We start from the raw sequence: 13,472 nt of genomic DNA, 5'->3' as shown, positions 1-13,472 counted from the left end.
GGCCTCCGGCCTCAGCCGTCACCGCGGAAGTGCGCGACGGCGAAGTCGGTGAAGTCCCGGACGGCGGCGGGTGCGAAGGCGTCCCGGTCGCGCACGGGCCACAGCACCCGCCGGCTGTCGGGGCTCGCCGGCCGGGCCCAGGCCACCGCCGTGCGCGGGCCGGCCTCCCGGGCCATCGCCGGGAGGAGGGCGACCCCCGGGCCCGCGCCGGCCATGCCGAGGAGGGCGCCGGGCTCGTTCCCCTCGCAGACCACCGCGGGCCGCAGCCCGGCCCGGGCGAACAGCCGGTCGGCGAGCTCCCGTTGCCAGTGCCCGGGCCCGGGGGCGAGGAACGGCTCCCCCGCCCGCTCGGCCACGGCCACGTCCTCGCGCCCGGCCAGCCGGTGCCCGGCGGGCACGGCCAGCAGCACCTCCTCCCGGAGCAGCTCCACCGACTCCAGTCCCGGGCCGGCGAGGCGAGCGGCTGCCGGCCCGGACCCTGGGCGGTCCGGCGTGACGGCCCGCGGCTCAGGCGTAACGCTCGAAGAGGGCGTCGAGGTAGCGCTCCAGCCGGTCCGCCATCACCCGCGGGGTCAGGTCGGTCCGTCCGAGCGCGCGCCAGGGCACGGCGACCTTCTCCGCGTCCGGGGCGAAGGCCAGGGCGTCGAGCAGGCGCCAGTAGAGGTGGTCGGCCGGGTCCTCGGCCAGGGTCCCGCCGGCCGCCGTGTAGCGGTCGGCGAAGCCCATGCCCGCGGGCACACCGTGCAGCAGGGCCAGGGACGTCGAACAGTGGGCGACGTCCAGGTCGGCCGGCCCCCAGGAGGTCTCCACCCAGTCGACGACCCCGCTGACGCGCAGGGCCTCGCCGGCCCCCTCGAAGAGGACGTTGCCGGGGTGGAAGTCCCGGTGCAGGAAGCAGGCCCGGTACTCCGGGGGCTCGCGGCGGATGGCGTCCGCGGCCCGCCGCCACAGCCCGGGGCGCCCGGTCTGCTCCGGCGGGGCGACCTGATCGGCGGAGGTCCACGCCTGGTAGGCACGGGGCCGGTCCGCCGCGGACACCCGCAGCCGGTGGATGCCCAGCAGCTGCCGGGCCATCAGCTCGGCGCGCGGCCCGTGCCCCCCGTCGTCGACACGCACGGTCCCGGGCAGCAGGGACATCAGCAGGGAGGGGTGGTCGCAGTGCTCCGCCGTCGGGTCCACGGCCACAAACGAGGCGCCGGGCACGTCCGTGCCGACGAGCAGCCGCAGGATCGCCGCCTCGCGCGTCAGCAGGCCCTCGGCGTGGCGGAGGTAGAAGGGCCGGACGAAGGACCGCAGCACCAGCGACCGGGGGCCCGCCGCCCCGCCGGCCAGCTCCAGACGGCGCATCCGCGAGGTCCAGCCGCCCTGGAGCGGCGCGGCGTCCTCGATGCGTTCCCCGTCGGGCAGCGTCCCCTCCACCCAGGCGCGGGTCGCCGCCCAGTCCTGCTCCGTCTCCGTGTGCGTCACCATGGCCGCAGCCTAGGTGTAGGCAGCACGGGCCGGGGGAAAACCTGGGAGATCACGGCGCCCGGCCGCCTAGGCTCACCCCATGCCCGTCTCGGAGATACAGCAGATCACGACCTTCCTCACGGCCTTCGCACGCCGCAAGGCCGCGCGGACCGTCGACTTCCCCGGCGGGTTCGCCGCGCTCGACGACACGTTCCCGCTCTCGTACGGGAACAACCACGCCGTCGTCGACGGAGCGGTCGACCCCGGGGCGCTGCCCGCCCTGGCGGACGAGGTGCTGGGGCACCTGCACCACCGCCTGCTCACGGTCCTCGACGACGAGGCCGGGAAGGCCTGCGCCGAGCCGCTGCTGCGGGCCGGCTACACGCACTCCGTCTACCTCGTCATGCTGCACACGGGGCCGGTGCCGGCCGACGGCGGGGCGCAGGAGGTGGATCTCGACGCGCTCCGCGTGCCGCTCGCCCGGCGCTGGCGCGGTTTCCTGCCCGATGCCGGCGAGGAGGTGATCCGCCAGCTCGTCGACCGCCGCGAGACCTGCCGGCGCGGGGCCGACACCGTGCAGTTCATCGGCGCCCGCACACCGGACGGCGAGGTCGCCTCGTGGGCCGACCTCTACCTGGACCCGGCCACGGGAACGGCCCAGATCGAGGACCTCGTCACCTCCGAGCTCCACCTCGGACGCGGCTACGCCGACGCGGTCCTGGCCTCCGCCCTGCGCCGGGCCGCCGACGCGCACTGCGCCATCCGCTTCCTGACCGCCCACGCGGCGGACTGGCCGCGCCACTGGTACGAGCGCCGGGGCTTCTCGGTCATCGGCCGGTGCCACGGCTTCGAGCGGACCTGAGGCCGCACTACCCGGACGGGTCGAGCGGCAGCTCGGGCAGGTACTGCGTGAAGAAGACCTGCCCGACCAGCTCGCGGCGGGAGCGCACCCCGGTCTTGGCGAACACCGACTTGAGGTGGTCCTGCACCGTCAGCCGGGACAGGGCCAGGCCCGTGGCGATCTCCGCCGTCGACGCGCCGCGCAGCACCTGCCGCAGCACCTGGCACTCCCGCGGGGTCAGCGCGTACGCCCGCAGCAGCGCGGCGATCCGGTCGGGCGGCGAGGCCGGGCCGACGGACAGGGCGATCTGCGGTGAGGAGCCCCCTTCGAGGCGCCAGCCCTCTATGCCCGCCCAGCCGCCCGAGCGGGTGGGCACGCACACCCGGCTGCCGCCGCTCGTACTGCGCAGGGCGGCCGCCGCCACCCCGTACGCGGTGGCGGGCAGCCCGGCGGCGCCGGACGCGGGCACCTCGGCCAGCTCGGCGAACCAGGCCCGGGCCGTGGCCGAGGTGGTGAGCACCTCGTACTCGGCGCTGAGCAGGACCATCGCCCGGGCCTGCGGATCACGGCCGCCCGGCGCGGCCGTCAGCGAATCGCGCAGGGCCCGGCCCAGGGGGGCCGAGAGCCGGGCGGCGAGGTCCGTCTCGGCGGCGGAGAACGGCGGCCCGTCGGCGTCGCGGACCATGACCAGCGCGCCCCACACCCGGCCGGCGTCGCGCAGCAGCACTCGCATCTCGTCGCCGAGCCCCTGCGGACGGTAGATGTCGCGGTAGCGGGTGCTCCGTTCGAGCCGGCCGTCGAGTCCGGTGTGCAGGGTCCCCACGGGCGGGGTGCCCGACCGGGCGAGGGCGGGCATCTGGAGTGCGTCGCCCTCGCGGTACTCGATGTCGAGCATCCGGGGCATCCACTCCGCGCCCACGCCGTGCCGGTAGACGCCGCCGACGTTGAGGAGGGTGTCCGGGTCCAGCAGCACCCCGGCCCACAGCTCGAAGGGGACGGTTCGCGCCAGTTCGGCGGCGGCCGCCTCCAGCACGGGTACGGGTCCGGTCGCGTCGTGCGCGGCCCGGACCGTACGCCGGTACGCGTTCTGCCAGTGTGTGGGGCCGGTCATGGGTCCTCCTGATCGCCCGCCCGGCGGGGTGGCCATGGGTCCAGAATCGGCCAGGGCGCTGAACGTTCGCTAAACGGCTCCCGGCGGCGGCCGCACCCCCAGATTCCTGGGATGGCGCCGCGGGCGCGCCGTCCGCACACTGCGGAGGACCTCCGGGTCCGGGGGTGATGCGTCGGGGGGACTCATGACGGGGAAATCAGCGGGCAGGGGCGTGCTCGACGGGGCGTTCGCGCTCCTCGACGCCTTGCGGCGGGCGGGCGGGGAGGCCGGGCTGACGGAGATCGCCGTGGCGTGCGGGGTGCCGAAGGGGACGGCGCACCGGCTGCTGGAGCAGCTGGCCTCGCTGGGGGCGGTCGAGCGGCACGGCCGCCGGTACGTGCTGGGGCCGGAGCTGTTCCGGCTGGGGCAGTCCTGGCAGCCGTATCCGGGGCTGCGGACGGCGGCGCGGACGCCGCTGCTGCGGGTGCGGATGACGACGGGGGCCAGCGCCGTCCTGGTGGTGCTGCGGGACGGGCTGGCGCTGACGGTGGCCTCGGTGTCGGGGCGCGCCGAACCGCTGGTGCCGGTGCGCGACGGGATGGGCTTCCCGCTCACCACGGCCGCCGGCCTGGCGCTGACCAGCCGGGAGCGGGGTCCGTTCGTGGACCGGGAGGGCGTGATGCCGGGGCTGTGCTGTGCGGCGCTGCCGGTGCGGGGCCAAGGCGGGCGGGTGGTGGCCGCGCTGGCCGCGCTGTCCCCGGCCGACCGGCCGCTGGCCCCGCTGACGGCGGCGGTCGCGGGGGCGGCGGCCGCGGTGGGCGACCGCCTGGCCCGCGCCGACGGCCCCTGGCCGGACTGCCCGGCGCAGGCGTACGCGAGCTGGTAGCGGCTCCTGCGGCGGCCCCGGGGCGGGGAGGCGGACGGCGCGTGAGGGCCCTGGGCTCTAGCCGAGGGCAGCGGCGAAGGTCGCGTAGGCGGAGGCGTCGAAGAGGACGAAGCGGACCTCTTCCACCCGGGTGGGGGTGGTGCGGACGGTCTCGATCGCGATGCGGGCGCCGTCGTCCATCGGCCAGCCGTAGATCCCGGTGGAGATGGCGGGGAAGGCGACGGTGCGAGCGCCGAGCTCGTCGGCGACGCGCAGGGATTCCCGGTAGCAGGAGGCCAGGAGCTCCGAGCGGTCCTCCTCGCGGGACCAGACGGGACCCACGGTGTGGATCACGTGCTCCGCCGGGAGGCGGCCGGCCGTCGTGGCGACCGCCCGGCCGGTCGGCAGGCCCTTGCCGTAGTGGGAGCGGCGCAGGTCCTCGCAGGCCGCGAGGATCTCGGGGCCGCCGCGCCGGTGGATGGCGCCGTCCACTCCCCCGCCGCCGAGGAGCGAGGAGTTGGCGGCGTTGACCACCGCGTCCGCCTCCTCGGCGGTGATGTCGCCCTGGACGAGGGTGATCCGGACCATCAGTGTCCCTTTCGCAGGTGGCGCCAGACGGCCTTGGCGGCGTTGTGGCCGGACATGCCGTGGACGCCGGGGCCGGGCGGGGTGGCCGAGGAGCAGAGGAAGACCGCCGGGTGGGCGGTGGTGTACGGGGAGAGGGTGAGCCGGGGCCGCACCAGCAGCCGCAGCCCGGCGGCGGAGCCGCAGGCGATGTCCCCGCCGACGAAGTTGGGGTTGCGGGCGGCGAGCTGTGGCGGTCCGGCGGTGGCGCGGGCGAGCACGAGGTCGCGGAAGCCGGGGGCGAAGCGCTCCAGCTGCCGTTCCACGGCCTCGGTGAGGTCGCCGTCCCAGCCCGCCGGGACGTGCCCGTACGCCCAGAAGACGTGCTTGCCCTGCGGTGCCCGGCCGGGGTCGGCCAGGCTGGGCTGCGCGGTGATGAGGAAGGGGTTGCGGGGGGCGCGGCCGCCCGAGGCCAGCTGGAGGGCGGCGTCGATGTCGCGACTGCCGGGCCCGATCTGGACGGTGCCGGCGCGGCGGGGGGCCTCGGCGGTCCACGGGACGGGGCCGTCGAGGGCGTAGTCGAGCTTGAAGGCGGCGGTCCCGTAGCGGTAGCCGTCGTAGGCCCGGCCCAGGCGGGCGATCCGGGCCAGCGCGGTCGGCGAGGTGTCGAAGACGTACGCGCGGGCCGGCGGGAGGTCGTCGAGCCGCTTGACCTCGAAGCCGGTGTGCACGGCTCCGCCGAGGTCGGCGAGGTAGCCGGCGAGCGCGTCGGAGACGGACTGGGAGCCGCCGCGCGCCATGGGCCAGCCGCCCGCATGCGCGGCCAGCGCGAAGACCAGGCCGACCGCGCCGGTGCCGATCCCGCTGAGCGGGGCCATGACGTGCGCGGCGAGCCCGGCGAACAGGGCCCGCGCGCGGTCGTCGCGGAAGCGGCTCAGCAGCCAGGTGGCCGGCGGCAGCCCGGTGAGGCCGAAGCGGGCGAGGAGGAGCGGGTCGCGGGGCAGGGCGGTGTTCGGCAGGGACATGAAGTCGCGGGCGAGGGCGTCCCACCGGCCGAGGTAGGGCGCCACCAGACGCCGGTACGCGCCCGCGTCCCGGGGCCCGAGGGAGGCCGCCGTCTCCGCGACGGAGTGGGAGAGCACAGCGGCCGTTCCGTCGTCGAAGGGGTGGGCCATGGGCAGCGGGGCGTGCAGCCACTCCAGGCCGTACCGGTCGAGCGGCATGGTCTTGAACACCGGGGAGCCGATGCCCAGCGGGTGCACGGCCGAGCAGGGGTCGTGCCGGAAGCCGGGGAGGGTGAGCTCCTCGGTGCGGGCCCCGCCGCCGACCGATGCGGCAGCCTCGAAGACGGCCACCGAGTGGCCCCGGCGGGCCAGTTCGACCGCGGCCGTCAGGCCGTTGGGCCCCGCCCCCACCACGACTGCGTCGAGAATCGACGGCACTTGACAGCTCCTTCGTCCGACGGCGGCCACTGCCCCCAGCTTATTGCGCCCGGCCCCGCCCGCTCAGGCCCCGCCGCGCAGCAGCTCGCGGACGCGGACGGCGGTGGCCTCGTCGCGGCCCACCGCGAAGGGCAGCGCGTTGTCCCGGTCGATCCGGAAGGGAACCCGGTCCACCGTGCTCTGCGCGCCGCCCGCCTCGGCGACCAGCAGCAGCCCGGCCGCGTGGTCCCAGGCCGAGGGCCAGGTGAAGGCCAGGGCGTCCATCTCGCCGCGCGCGACCCGCAGGTACTCCAGGCCCGCCGAGCCGCAGGGCCGGGGTGCGACGCCGGGGACGTCGAGCCGGGACAGGAACCGCCGGTCCTGCTCGGAGGTGTACAGGGGATGGGCCGTCGCCACGCGCAGGTCGGCACCCGGCTCCGGCGAACCGCTGTGGATCCGCTCGCCGTTGACGTACGCGCCCTGTCCGCGCACGGCGGTGGCCAGTACGTCCAGGGCCGGGGCGTAGGTCCAGGAGGCGAGGATCTCGCCGTGCCGCGCGAGGGCGACGAGCGTGCAGAAGTGGGGGTCGCCCTCCACGAACTGCCGCGTGCCGTCGACCGGGTCGACGATCCACACGGGTGCGTCGCCGCGCAGCGCCCCGTAGACCGTGGGGTCGGCGTGCACGGCCTCCTCCCCGACGACGGAGGAGCCGGGCAGCAGCCGGGTCAGGGAGGCCGTGAGGTGCTCTTCGGCCTTGCGGTCGGCGACGGTCACCAGATCGTGCGGGCCGGTCTTCTGGTCGACCTCGTGCTGGGCGAGCTGCCGGAACCGCGGCACGATCTCGACCGCCGCCGCCTTGCGGACGGCCTCTTCCACGTCGGGCAGGCCCTGGGCCAGGAAGTCATCGATCATGCCCCCATCACATCACGGCGAACCGTCGAACCCCACCGACGGTCCGGGGCGCCCGGCCGGACACCGGGTGACGCCGAGGTGAACCCGGCCGGCCTCAGGGCCCCGGGTCCGGCCGCCGGGACGAGGGACGGCGGAGTCCCGGTGGAGCGGCCGCTCGGGACCGCGGTTCCTGGGTATGGCCCCCGCATGAGCTCTGTAGGCCCCGCCAAGGGGTACACCCGCGACAGCCGCTACATCACCACCCGGATCACCGCCGACGGACGGGACGGCTTCCCGGTGGAGCCCGGCCGCTACCGCCTCGTGGTGAGCCGGGCCTGCCCCTGGGCGCACCGCACGGTGATCACCCGGCGGCTGCTGGGGCTGGAGAAGGCCCTGCCCATGGCGATCGCCGGGCCGACGCACGACAAGCGCAGCTGGACCTTCGACCTCGACCCGGAGGGCCGTGACCCGGTGCTCGGGATAGAGCGGCTCCAGGAGGCGTACTTCGCCCGCTTCCCCGACTACGACCGCGGCATCACCGTGCCCGCGATCGTGGACGTGCCGAGCGGCGCGGTGGTCACCAACGACTACGCGCAGCTGACCCTCGACCTCTCGCTGGAGTGGACGGCGTACCACCGCGACGGGGCGCCGGACCTCTACCCGGCGGCGCTGCGGCCGGAGATCGACGCGGTCGGCGAGGAGATCTACCGGGACGTGAACGACGGGGTCTACCGCACCGGTTTCGCCACGTCACAGGAGGCGTACGAGGAGGCGTACGGGCGGCTGTTCACCCGCCTCGACCGGCTCTCGGAGCGGCTGGAGCGGTCCCGCTACCTCGTCGGCGACACCATCACGGAGGCGGACGTCCGGCTGTTCACCTCGCTGGTGCGCTTCGACGCCGTCTACCACGGCCACTTCAAGTGCAACCGGCAGAAGCTGACCGAGATGCCGGTACTGTGGGCGTACGCCCGGGACCTGTTCCAGACTCCCGGCTTCGGCGACACCGTCGACTTCGACCACGTCAAGCGGCACTTCTACGTCGTCCACGCCCACATCAACCCGTCCGGGATCGTTCCCGCCGGCCCGGACCCGTCGGGCTGGCTCGAACCCCACGGCCGGGAGGCGCTGGGCGGGCGCCCGTTCGGCGACGGCACCCCGCCGGAGCCGCCCTCCCCCGCCGAGACCGTCCCGCCCCTGCGGGCCGCGTCACGTCCCTGACACGGGCGGGGCGGGCGCGGTACGGGCCGCACCGGGGGGTCGGGCGTTCCCGCGATGCGGGCCACTCCCCCGTGCACCCGCCGGCCCCGCTTGCCGGACCGGTTCCGGAAGCACGACCCGCGGTTCAGCGGAAGTCGGCGTGCGGAATGACATGGCGTTCGTACGGCCCGAGACAGGCCCCGTGAGCGGGACGCGTTGGGCGCTCGGCAGGGTGGGACGGCGGGGAGGCAGGGGCCAGCCCGGCCTGGAAGCGTCCCGGTGTCGTGCCCGTGAGCGCCTTGAACTCCCTGATGAGATGAGCCTGGTCGTAGTAGCCGCAGGTGAGGGCGCTGCTGGCCGGACTGCTGCCGCTGGCGAGCTGCCGGATCGCCCGGTTCACCCGGATGACCCGGGCCATGCCCTTCGGGCTGAGTCCGATCTGCCGGCGAAACCGGGCTTCCAGATGGCGCGTGCTCCACTGGATGCGCTGGGCGAGGCTTTGGACGGTCATGGTGCCGGACGAGCGGTTCAGCAGGTGCCAGGCGCGCAGCACGCCGTCATCCGGTTGGTGCGAGGCGGGAGCCTGCGCGGTCCATCGCAGCAGGGTGCGGTTCAGGATCCCGCACCGCGCCGTCCAGTCCGGCCCCTCGCTCAGCTGCTCGGCGAGTATCCGTACGCGCCGGCCGAGCACTTCGTCCGCTCCGACCACCGTGTCCGTCAGATCGGCCATCGGCGTGCCGAAGAGGCGGTGCGCCGCCCACGGCGTGAGGGTGACCTCGACCCCCTCCATCCCGCCGTCGTGCCCCAGTCCCCTGGGCCGCATGTGCGGGCCGTGCACGGCCACGGTGTGCGTGGAGGCGGTGGCCCGGGAGTCCGCCCCCCAAGCCTGCATCCGCCCGTCCAACGCGATGAACAAGGACACATGCCCAGCCGGAGCGAACAACCGCCGCTGCGGCGGCCCACTGGGCACGCGGAAGTCGCGGTACCCCACCACGCCGGGCCCCAGCGCCCGGTCCGGCCGCGCCACACAAGCGTGGCAGCCGCCGCGGGACCCCACCTGTTGTGCCACTCCGCCCCCGTCCGCCCCCGTCCGTCCCCGACCGCCGGCCAACCTCCGGCGCACACACGGTACACAGGCCCGCGACTCGCATTTGTCCAATACGACGGCAGGCGGCAGGTGCGAGGCTTTCACCGCGGCCGTCGGGGAAAACCGTCACGGTGTGCATCGCCTGTCCTGTGGGTGAAGCAGCCGTGGCGGCCCCGGCGCCGCCGTCGGTGCGATCGGCGACCGGAGGACCGGGCACGCCGCCGCGGGCCGGCCCGCGGCGGAACCTGCACCCGGGGCTCACGGCCGGACCCCGCCGCCCGACCGACAACCTGCCTGGTGCGTTTGACCGGCGCGAGATACGGGCCGATGATCCGAGGGGATGCGATGTTGGAGGTACTTGGGCTGACCGCCCCGGCCGCGGCGGTATACCAAGCCATGCTGGACCATCCGGGCTACAGCCTGGACGAAATCGCCGCCCACTGCGCACTGACTTCCGTTCAGGCACACGACCATCTCACCGAGTTGAGCCGGCTCACCCTCGTACAGGCCTCCGCCGAGCGACCCGGCCAGATGCGCGCCGTGAGTCCCGAGATCGGTCTCGCCGACCTGCTCGCGGGCCAGGAGGCCGAACTCGCCGCACGCCAGGCCCAACTCGCCGCCTCACGCGCCGCCGTCTCCCGCATGGTCGCCGAACGCGCCGAGCACAGCGCGAACCATGGCGAACGCCTCCAGGGGATGGACGCCATACAAAGCCGCCTCGAACGCATGGGCCGCTCCGCCACCACCGAAGTCCTCAGCAGCCAGCCCGGCAGCCAACGACCCGAAGACCTCCTGGCCAGCCGCCCCGCCGACACCCAGGCCCTCGGCCGCGGCATCAGGATGCGGACCCTCTACCAGGACGCCACCCGCAACCAGTCCCACATCACCGCCTACGCCCAATGGCTGCTCAGCCACGGCAGCGAAGTCCGCACCGCCCCCACGATCCCCCAGCGCATGGTCGTCGTCGACCGCAACCAAGCACTGGTGCCCATCGACCCCGCCGACACCCGCAAGGGCGCCCTGCACGTCACCGAACCGGGAATCATCGCCGCGCTGCTCGACTTCTTCGAGCACTCCTGGAACACGGCCGTTCCCCTCGGCGCCACGCACCCCGAGGACCCCCGAACCGGCCTCACCCCGACCGAACGCAGGATCCTGCGACTGCTCGGCGCCGGTCTTACCGACGACGCGGTGGGGCAGCGCCTCGGGATCTCCTCGCGCACCATCGGGCGTCACATGTCCTCCATCATGGAACGCCTGGAAGCCGGCAGCCGCTTCGAAGCCGGGATCAAAGCCGCGCAGAAGGGCTGGCTCTGATCACGGGGGACTCCTCGGAGGAGCCGACGACACGCCCGCCGAGAGCCGCGACCGAACCCGGTACGGCACTCGGCGGGCGTGAACGCGAACGGGACGCCGCGGCAGGACCGCAGCACTCTCCCCAGCCCTTGGCGACCGCCCACCCCCCTTCAGAGTTGACATGTGCATGACTTAATGACCGGATCCCGACAGACCGGTAGGCGACACCCTCATGGCCTTCCGGTGCCGTCCGCGGGCGACGAAGCTAGTGATCGCCGCCAGGGAGACACCCCAGGACGGCGACCGGATGGAGCGTCACCCGCGGGACGCCCGGACGGTGCACCACAGCCCTCCCACCGGCAGTTAAGGACTCTCGTCGTGATCCACACCCGATTCGCCCAGGCCACCGCGGTTGCCACGGTCTCCCTCATGGCGATCCTCCTCGCGCCCGTCGCCGCCACGGCCGTCGAGGCGAAGACGCCCGCATCGGCCACCGCCGAGATCCCCGGCAGTCTCGGCTGGGGCGTACGGCCCGCCTCCGACAGCCTGGGCTGGGGCTGATGAGCGGGTGATGGAATTGGTCTATGCCAGCCTGACGCGCAGGCAGCCGGGCGAGGCCGCCGAGGCCGGCGAAGCGGCCGAGGCCGAGGACGCCATGTGGGCCCACGCCCTGCCCTCCATCGGACTCCAGCACGTCAGCGCGCGCTTCGAGTCCGGCCGACTCGACTTCCTGCTCTACCTCATGACCCTCACTTCGCCCTGTGCGCCCAGCGCCCTCCGCCGCGCTCACGCCCTGCTCACCCGCAGCCAGCAGGCCTCACCCCTGCTCAACCAGCGCTACCTGCCCCCGAAGCCGCTCACGGAGCCCACCGACCGCTCCACCCGGTAACCACCGAGCCATCCGGCCGCGCCGCCCCCTTGGCCGCAGCGAGGCGAGGCGACGACCGCCTCCCCTCATCCGGCAACTCGACTGCCGCCCGACATCGGGCAGCTCCCTGACGGCGCGAGCGGACCGAGGCCGACGTACCGGTCCTCGGGCCCCCGGTGCGGCCGGGCGCGTCCGCCGGACGGGATCGCCCACGCCACCCGTCAGCCGCTTCAACACCCCATGTCCGTATGCCCTTCACCTCACGGGGAACCGTCATGCCCAGACTGAACCGACCGACCGTCAGAGCCGTCTCGGTGGCCCTCGCCCTGTGCGCAGCGGCTACGGCTACGGCCGGCTGCGGCCGCACCGATGCCAAACCCGCGCCGGCCGCTGCGCCCCGGGAGGCCCCGGCCGCCGCCTCCCGCACCCCCGCGCCCTCGCCGAGCGCGACCCCGCAGGGCAAGGCGTCGGCGAGTCCCGAGGCCGGCGGGCAGTCCTCGGCTCCGCCCGCCGCCCCGGCGCCGGGCGGAGAGGCCGCACAGGGCGGGGGAGACACGGCACGCACCGCGGCCGTCCTCCCGGAAGGCCTCGCGAAACTGCCCGTGGAGAAGGCCCTCGGCTGGAAGCCGGACGGGCCCCTGAACAGCCAGGAACTGCACGGGCAGAAGATCACGCTGAACGAGTGCGCGACCGTCGCCGGCGCCACCCTCTGGCAGCAGCAGGGGTACCTGAGTTCGGCCAAGAACGCCGCCGGTCAGCAGCTGTTCTTCTTCCCCGACGCCTCATCCGCCGACAGCGCCTACGACCGGCTCCTCGCCGACATGGACACCTGCCAGACCGCCTCGCGCCAACTCCAGGCCCGTGAGGGAGCACCGCAGGACGCACGCGTGTCCACCACGGCAACCGTCAAGGACGGCACCGCCTGGTCGCGGCACTGGACGGGAGTCGGCGGCATGTCTGCCCGCGACGTGCAGACCAACCACCTCTACGTCGTCCGTCAGGGCGACCACCTCGCGCTCTTCCAGTTCGACGAGCTGGCCGAGCGTCCCGCACCGCCGCACAACACCGGCACCGACGCCGCCGTACTCGGCGTGCTCGCCGGGCTGGGCGCCCAGAACTGAGCGCACCGGAACACCACGAAAGACCCAGCTGATCTCCCTACTTCACCTCTCTCCACAAGGAGTCGCTTTGTCCGTCAACACATCGGTCCTGCGCACCGCGAGCATCGTCACCGCGGCCTGCGCCGCCTCGCTCGTCCTGTCCGTCCTGCCCGCCCACGCCGACAGCGTCCAGGCCTCCAGTGCCTCCGTCTCCTCGACGGGATCGCTGGGCGGCAATGCCGCCCCCGGCGGCAAGGTCTCCCGCAACCAGGCCATATCCAGAGCCCAGGTGTGGGTGGACGAGAAGGTCCCGTACAGCGCCAACGGCCTCGTCTCCCCCTACAGCTGGTGGGCCGACGACCGCACCGGTGGCCGCTACCGGCAGGACTGCTCCGGCTTCGTCTCCATGGCCTGGCAGCTCCCCTCCAGCCGCACGACATACAGCCTGCCCGATGTCTCCACGCAGATCAGCAAGTGGGACCTGCGGCCGGGCGACATCCTCAACAGCAACGACCACGTTGTCCTCTTCGCCGGCTGGCGCGACAAGTCGGCGGGCACGTTCAACTACTACCAGGAGAGCAGCCGCAGCAGGCCGACGAACTACAACACCGACGGCAACCTGTACGGCGCCACCCTCTCCTCACACCCCACCAGCAGCTACTCCGCCCTGCGCTACAAGAACATCACCGACGATGCCGCCGGCACCGGTGATCTGCCGGTGGCGGGGAACTGGGACGGCGGTCCGGCCGGCAACGTGGGTGTCTGGCGTGACGGGAGGTTCCACCTGCGCAACGACGACGGGT

Annotated in this window: 13 protein-coding genes and 2 pseudogenes; 8 read left to right on the top strand and 7 right to left on the bottom strand. The window is 74.3% G+C overall.

From position 1 onward, the window contains the following. Window positions 1–11: 11 nt before the first annotated feature. Together ACFY15_RS13835 and ACFY15_RS13830 are read right to left on the bottom strand one after the other, a co-directional pair. Window positions 12–446 (bottom strand): annotated as a pseudogene (locus ACFY15_RS13835) (LysR substrate-binding domain-containing protein); the annotation flags it as partial. Window positions 447–507: 61 nt separating this feature from the next. Then, window positions 508–1,470, bottom strand: a complete 963-nt coding sequence (locus tag ACFY15_RS13830; protein ID WP_390825547.1) for a phosphotransferase family protein — start codon at window positions 1,468–1,470, stop codon at window positions 508–510. Window positions 1,471–1,549: 79 nt separating this feature from the next. Between ACFY15_RS13830 and ACFY15_RS13825 the strand changes: the two genes are divergently transcribed. Further along, complete coding sequence (locus ACFY15_RS13825) at window positions 1,550–2,311, top strand: GNAT family N-acetyltransferase (RefSeq protein WP_390689412.1); 762 nt, start codon at window positions 1,550–1,552, stop codon at window positions 2,309–2,311. Window positions 2,312–2,318: 7 nt separating this feature from the next. On the opposite strand, the gene ACFY15_RS13820 is transcribed toward ACFY15_RS13825, so the two are convergent. Further along, on the bottom strand, window positions 2,319–3,401 hold the full coding sequence (locus tag ACFY15_RS13820) for a LuxR C-terminal-related transcriptional regulator (RefSeq protein ID WP_390825546.1): 1,083 nt from the start codon (window positions 3,399–3,401) through the stop codon (window positions 2,319–2,321). 184 nt (window positions 3,402–3,585) lie between these two features. On the opposite strand from ACFY15_RS13820, the gene ACFY15_RS13815 reads away from it, so the two are divergent. After that, the gene (locus ACFY15_RS13815; RefSeq protein WP_390689410.1) at window positions 3,586–4,266 is read left to right on the top strand and encodes an IclR family transcriptional regulator; all 681 of its coding nucleotides are present in this window, start codon (window positions 3,586–3,588) and stop codon (window positions 4,264–4,266) included. A 57-nt stretch (window positions 4,267–4,323) separates the two neighbouring features. Here ACFY15_RS13815 and ACFY15_RS13810 read toward each other — a convergent pair whose 3' ends face one another. The 3 genes from ACFY15_RS13810 to ACFY15_RS13800 form a co-directional block, all read right to left on the bottom strand. Continuing rightward, window positions 4,324–4,833 carry an O-acetyl-ADP-ribose deacetylase gene (locus ACFY15_RS13810; RefSeq protein ID WP_390689409.1) on the bottom strand — a complete coding sequence of 170 codons (510 nt, stop codon included), beginning with the start codon at window positions 4,831–4,833 and terminating at the stop codon, window positions 4,324–4,326. Further along, a complete protein-coding gene (locus ACFY15_RS13805; protein ID WP_390825545.1) occupies window positions 4,833–6,251 on the bottom strand; it encodes a phytoene desaturase family protein in 1,419 nt (472 codons plus the stop codon). The genes ACFY15_RS13810 and ACFY15_RS13805 overlap by 1 nt, the downstream gene beginning before the upstream one ends. 63 nt (window positions 6,252–6,314) lie before the next feature. After that, on the bottom strand, window positions 6,315–7,142 hold the full coding sequence (locus ACFY15_RS13800) for an inositol monophosphatase family protein (RefSeq protein WP_390689407.1): 828 nt from the start codon (window positions 7,140–7,142) through the stop codon (window positions 6,315–6,317). A 186-nt stretch (window positions 7,143–7,328) separates the two neighbouring features. Here ACFY15_RS13800 and ACFY15_RS13795 point away from each other — a divergent pair, with 186 nt between their 5' ends. Further along, window positions 7,329–8,339 (top strand): glutathione S-transferase family protein, encoded by a 1,011-nt coding sequence (locus ACFY15_RS13795; RefSeq protein ID WP_390689406.1) that lies wholly within the window; start codon window positions 7,329–7,331, stop codon window positions 8,337–8,339. 124 nt (window positions 8,340–8,463) lie between these two features. Here the strand turns inward: ACFY15_RS13795 and ACFY15_RS13790 are convergent, their stop codons facing one another. Further along, window positions 8,464–9,210, bottom strand: a complete 747-nt coding sequence (locus tag ACFY15_RS13790; protein ID WP_390689405.1) for a helix-turn-helix domain-containing protein — start codon at window positions 9,208–9,210, stop codon at window positions 8,464–8,466. A gap of 540 nt (window positions 9,211–9,750) precedes the next feature. Between ACFY15_RS13790 and ACFY15_RS13785 the strand changes: the two genes are divergently transcribed. The 5 genes and pseudogenes from ACFY15_RS13785 to ACFY15_RS13765 form a co-directional block, all read left to right on the top strand. Beyond that, window positions 9,751–10,722, top strand: coding sequence for a LuxR C-terminal-related transcriptional regulator (locus ACFY15_RS13785; RefSeq protein ID WP_390689404.1), 972 nt, complete (start codon window positions 9,751–9,753; stop codon window positions 10,720–10,722). Between the two features lie 357 nt (window positions 10,723–11,079). Beyond that, window positions 11,080–11,262, top strand: coding sequence for a hypothetical protein (locus tag ACFY15_RS13780; RefSeq protein ID WP_390689403.1), 183 nt, complete (start codon window positions 11,080–11,082; stop codon window positions 11,260–11,262). Window positions 11,263–11,272: 10 nt separating this feature from the next. Then, a complete protein-coding gene (locus ACFY15_RS13775; RefSeq protein ID WP_390689402.1) occupies window positions 11,273–11,590 on the top strand; it encodes a hypothetical protein in 318 nt (105 codons plus the stop codon). A 254-nt stretch (window positions 11,591–11,844) separates the two neighbouring features. After that, window positions 11,845–12,690 carry a hypothetical protein gene (locus ACFY15_RS13770; protein ID WP_390689401.1) on the top strand — a complete coding sequence of 282 codons (846 nt, stop codon included), beginning with the start codon at window positions 11,845–11,847 and terminating at the stop codon, window positions 12,688–12,690. A gap of 67 nt (window positions 12,691–12,757) precedes the next feature. Then, a pseudogene (locus tag ACFY15_RS13765) lies at window positions 12,758–13,472 on the top strand (hypothetical protein); the annotation flags it as partial.

This window comes from Streptomyces sp. NPDC001373 (assembly GCF_042895815.1).
GTDB lineage: Bacteria > Actinomycetota > Actinomycetes > Streptomycetales > Streptomycetaceae > Streptomyces.
The sequence above is the reverse complement of the archived record's forward strand: the minus strand, read 5'-3'. Positions and strand labels throughout refer to the sequence as shown.

Bases quoted from the DNA above. Each gene is read 5' to 3' on its own strand.
- ACFY15_RS13795 (WP_390689406.1), top strand. From the start codon at position 7,329: ATGAGCTCTGTAGGCCCCGCCAAGGGGTACACCCGCGACAGCCGCTAC.
- ACFY15_RS13825 (WP_390689412.1), top strand. From the start codon at position 1,550: ATGCCCGTCTCGGAGATACAGCAGATCACGACCTTCCTCACGGCCTTC.
- ACFY15_RS13770 (WP_390689401.1), top strand. From the start codon at position 11,845: ATGCCCAGACTGAACCGACCGACCGTCAGAGCCGTCTCGGTGGCCCTC.
- ACFY15_RS13800 (WP_390689407.1), bottom strand. From the start codon at position 7,142: ATGATCGATGACTTCCTGGCCCAGGGCCTGCCCGACGTGGAAGAGGCC.
- ACFY15_RS13790 (WP_390689405.1), bottom strand. From the start codon at position 9,210: ATGCAGGCTTGGGGGGCGGACTCCCGGGCCACCGCCTCCACGCACACC.
- ACFY15_RS13810 (WP_390689409.1), bottom strand. From the start codon at position 4,833: ATGGTCCGGATCACCCTCGTCCAGGGCGACATCACCGCCGAGGAGGCG.
- ACFY15_RS13830 (WP_390825547.1), bottom strand. From the start codon at position 1,470: ATGGTGACGCACACGGAGACGGAGCAGGACTGGGCGGCGACCCGCGCC.
- ACFY15_RS13785 (WP_390689404.1), top strand. From the start codon at position 9,751: ATGTTGGAGGTACTTGGGCTGACCGCCCCGGCCGCGGCGGTATACCAA.
- ACFY15_RS13820 (WP_390825546.1), bottom strand. From the start codon at position 3,401: ATGACCGGCCCCACACACTGGCAGAACGCGTACCGGCGTACGGTCCGG.
- ACFY15_RS13775 (WP_390689402.1), top strand. From the start codon at position 11,273: ATGGAATTGGTCTATGCCAGCCTGACGCGCAGGCAGCCGGGCGAGGCC.
- ACFY15_RS13815 (WP_390689410.1), top strand. From the start codon at position 3,586: ATGACGGGGAAATCAGCGGGCAGGGGCGTGCTCGACGGGGCGTTCGCG.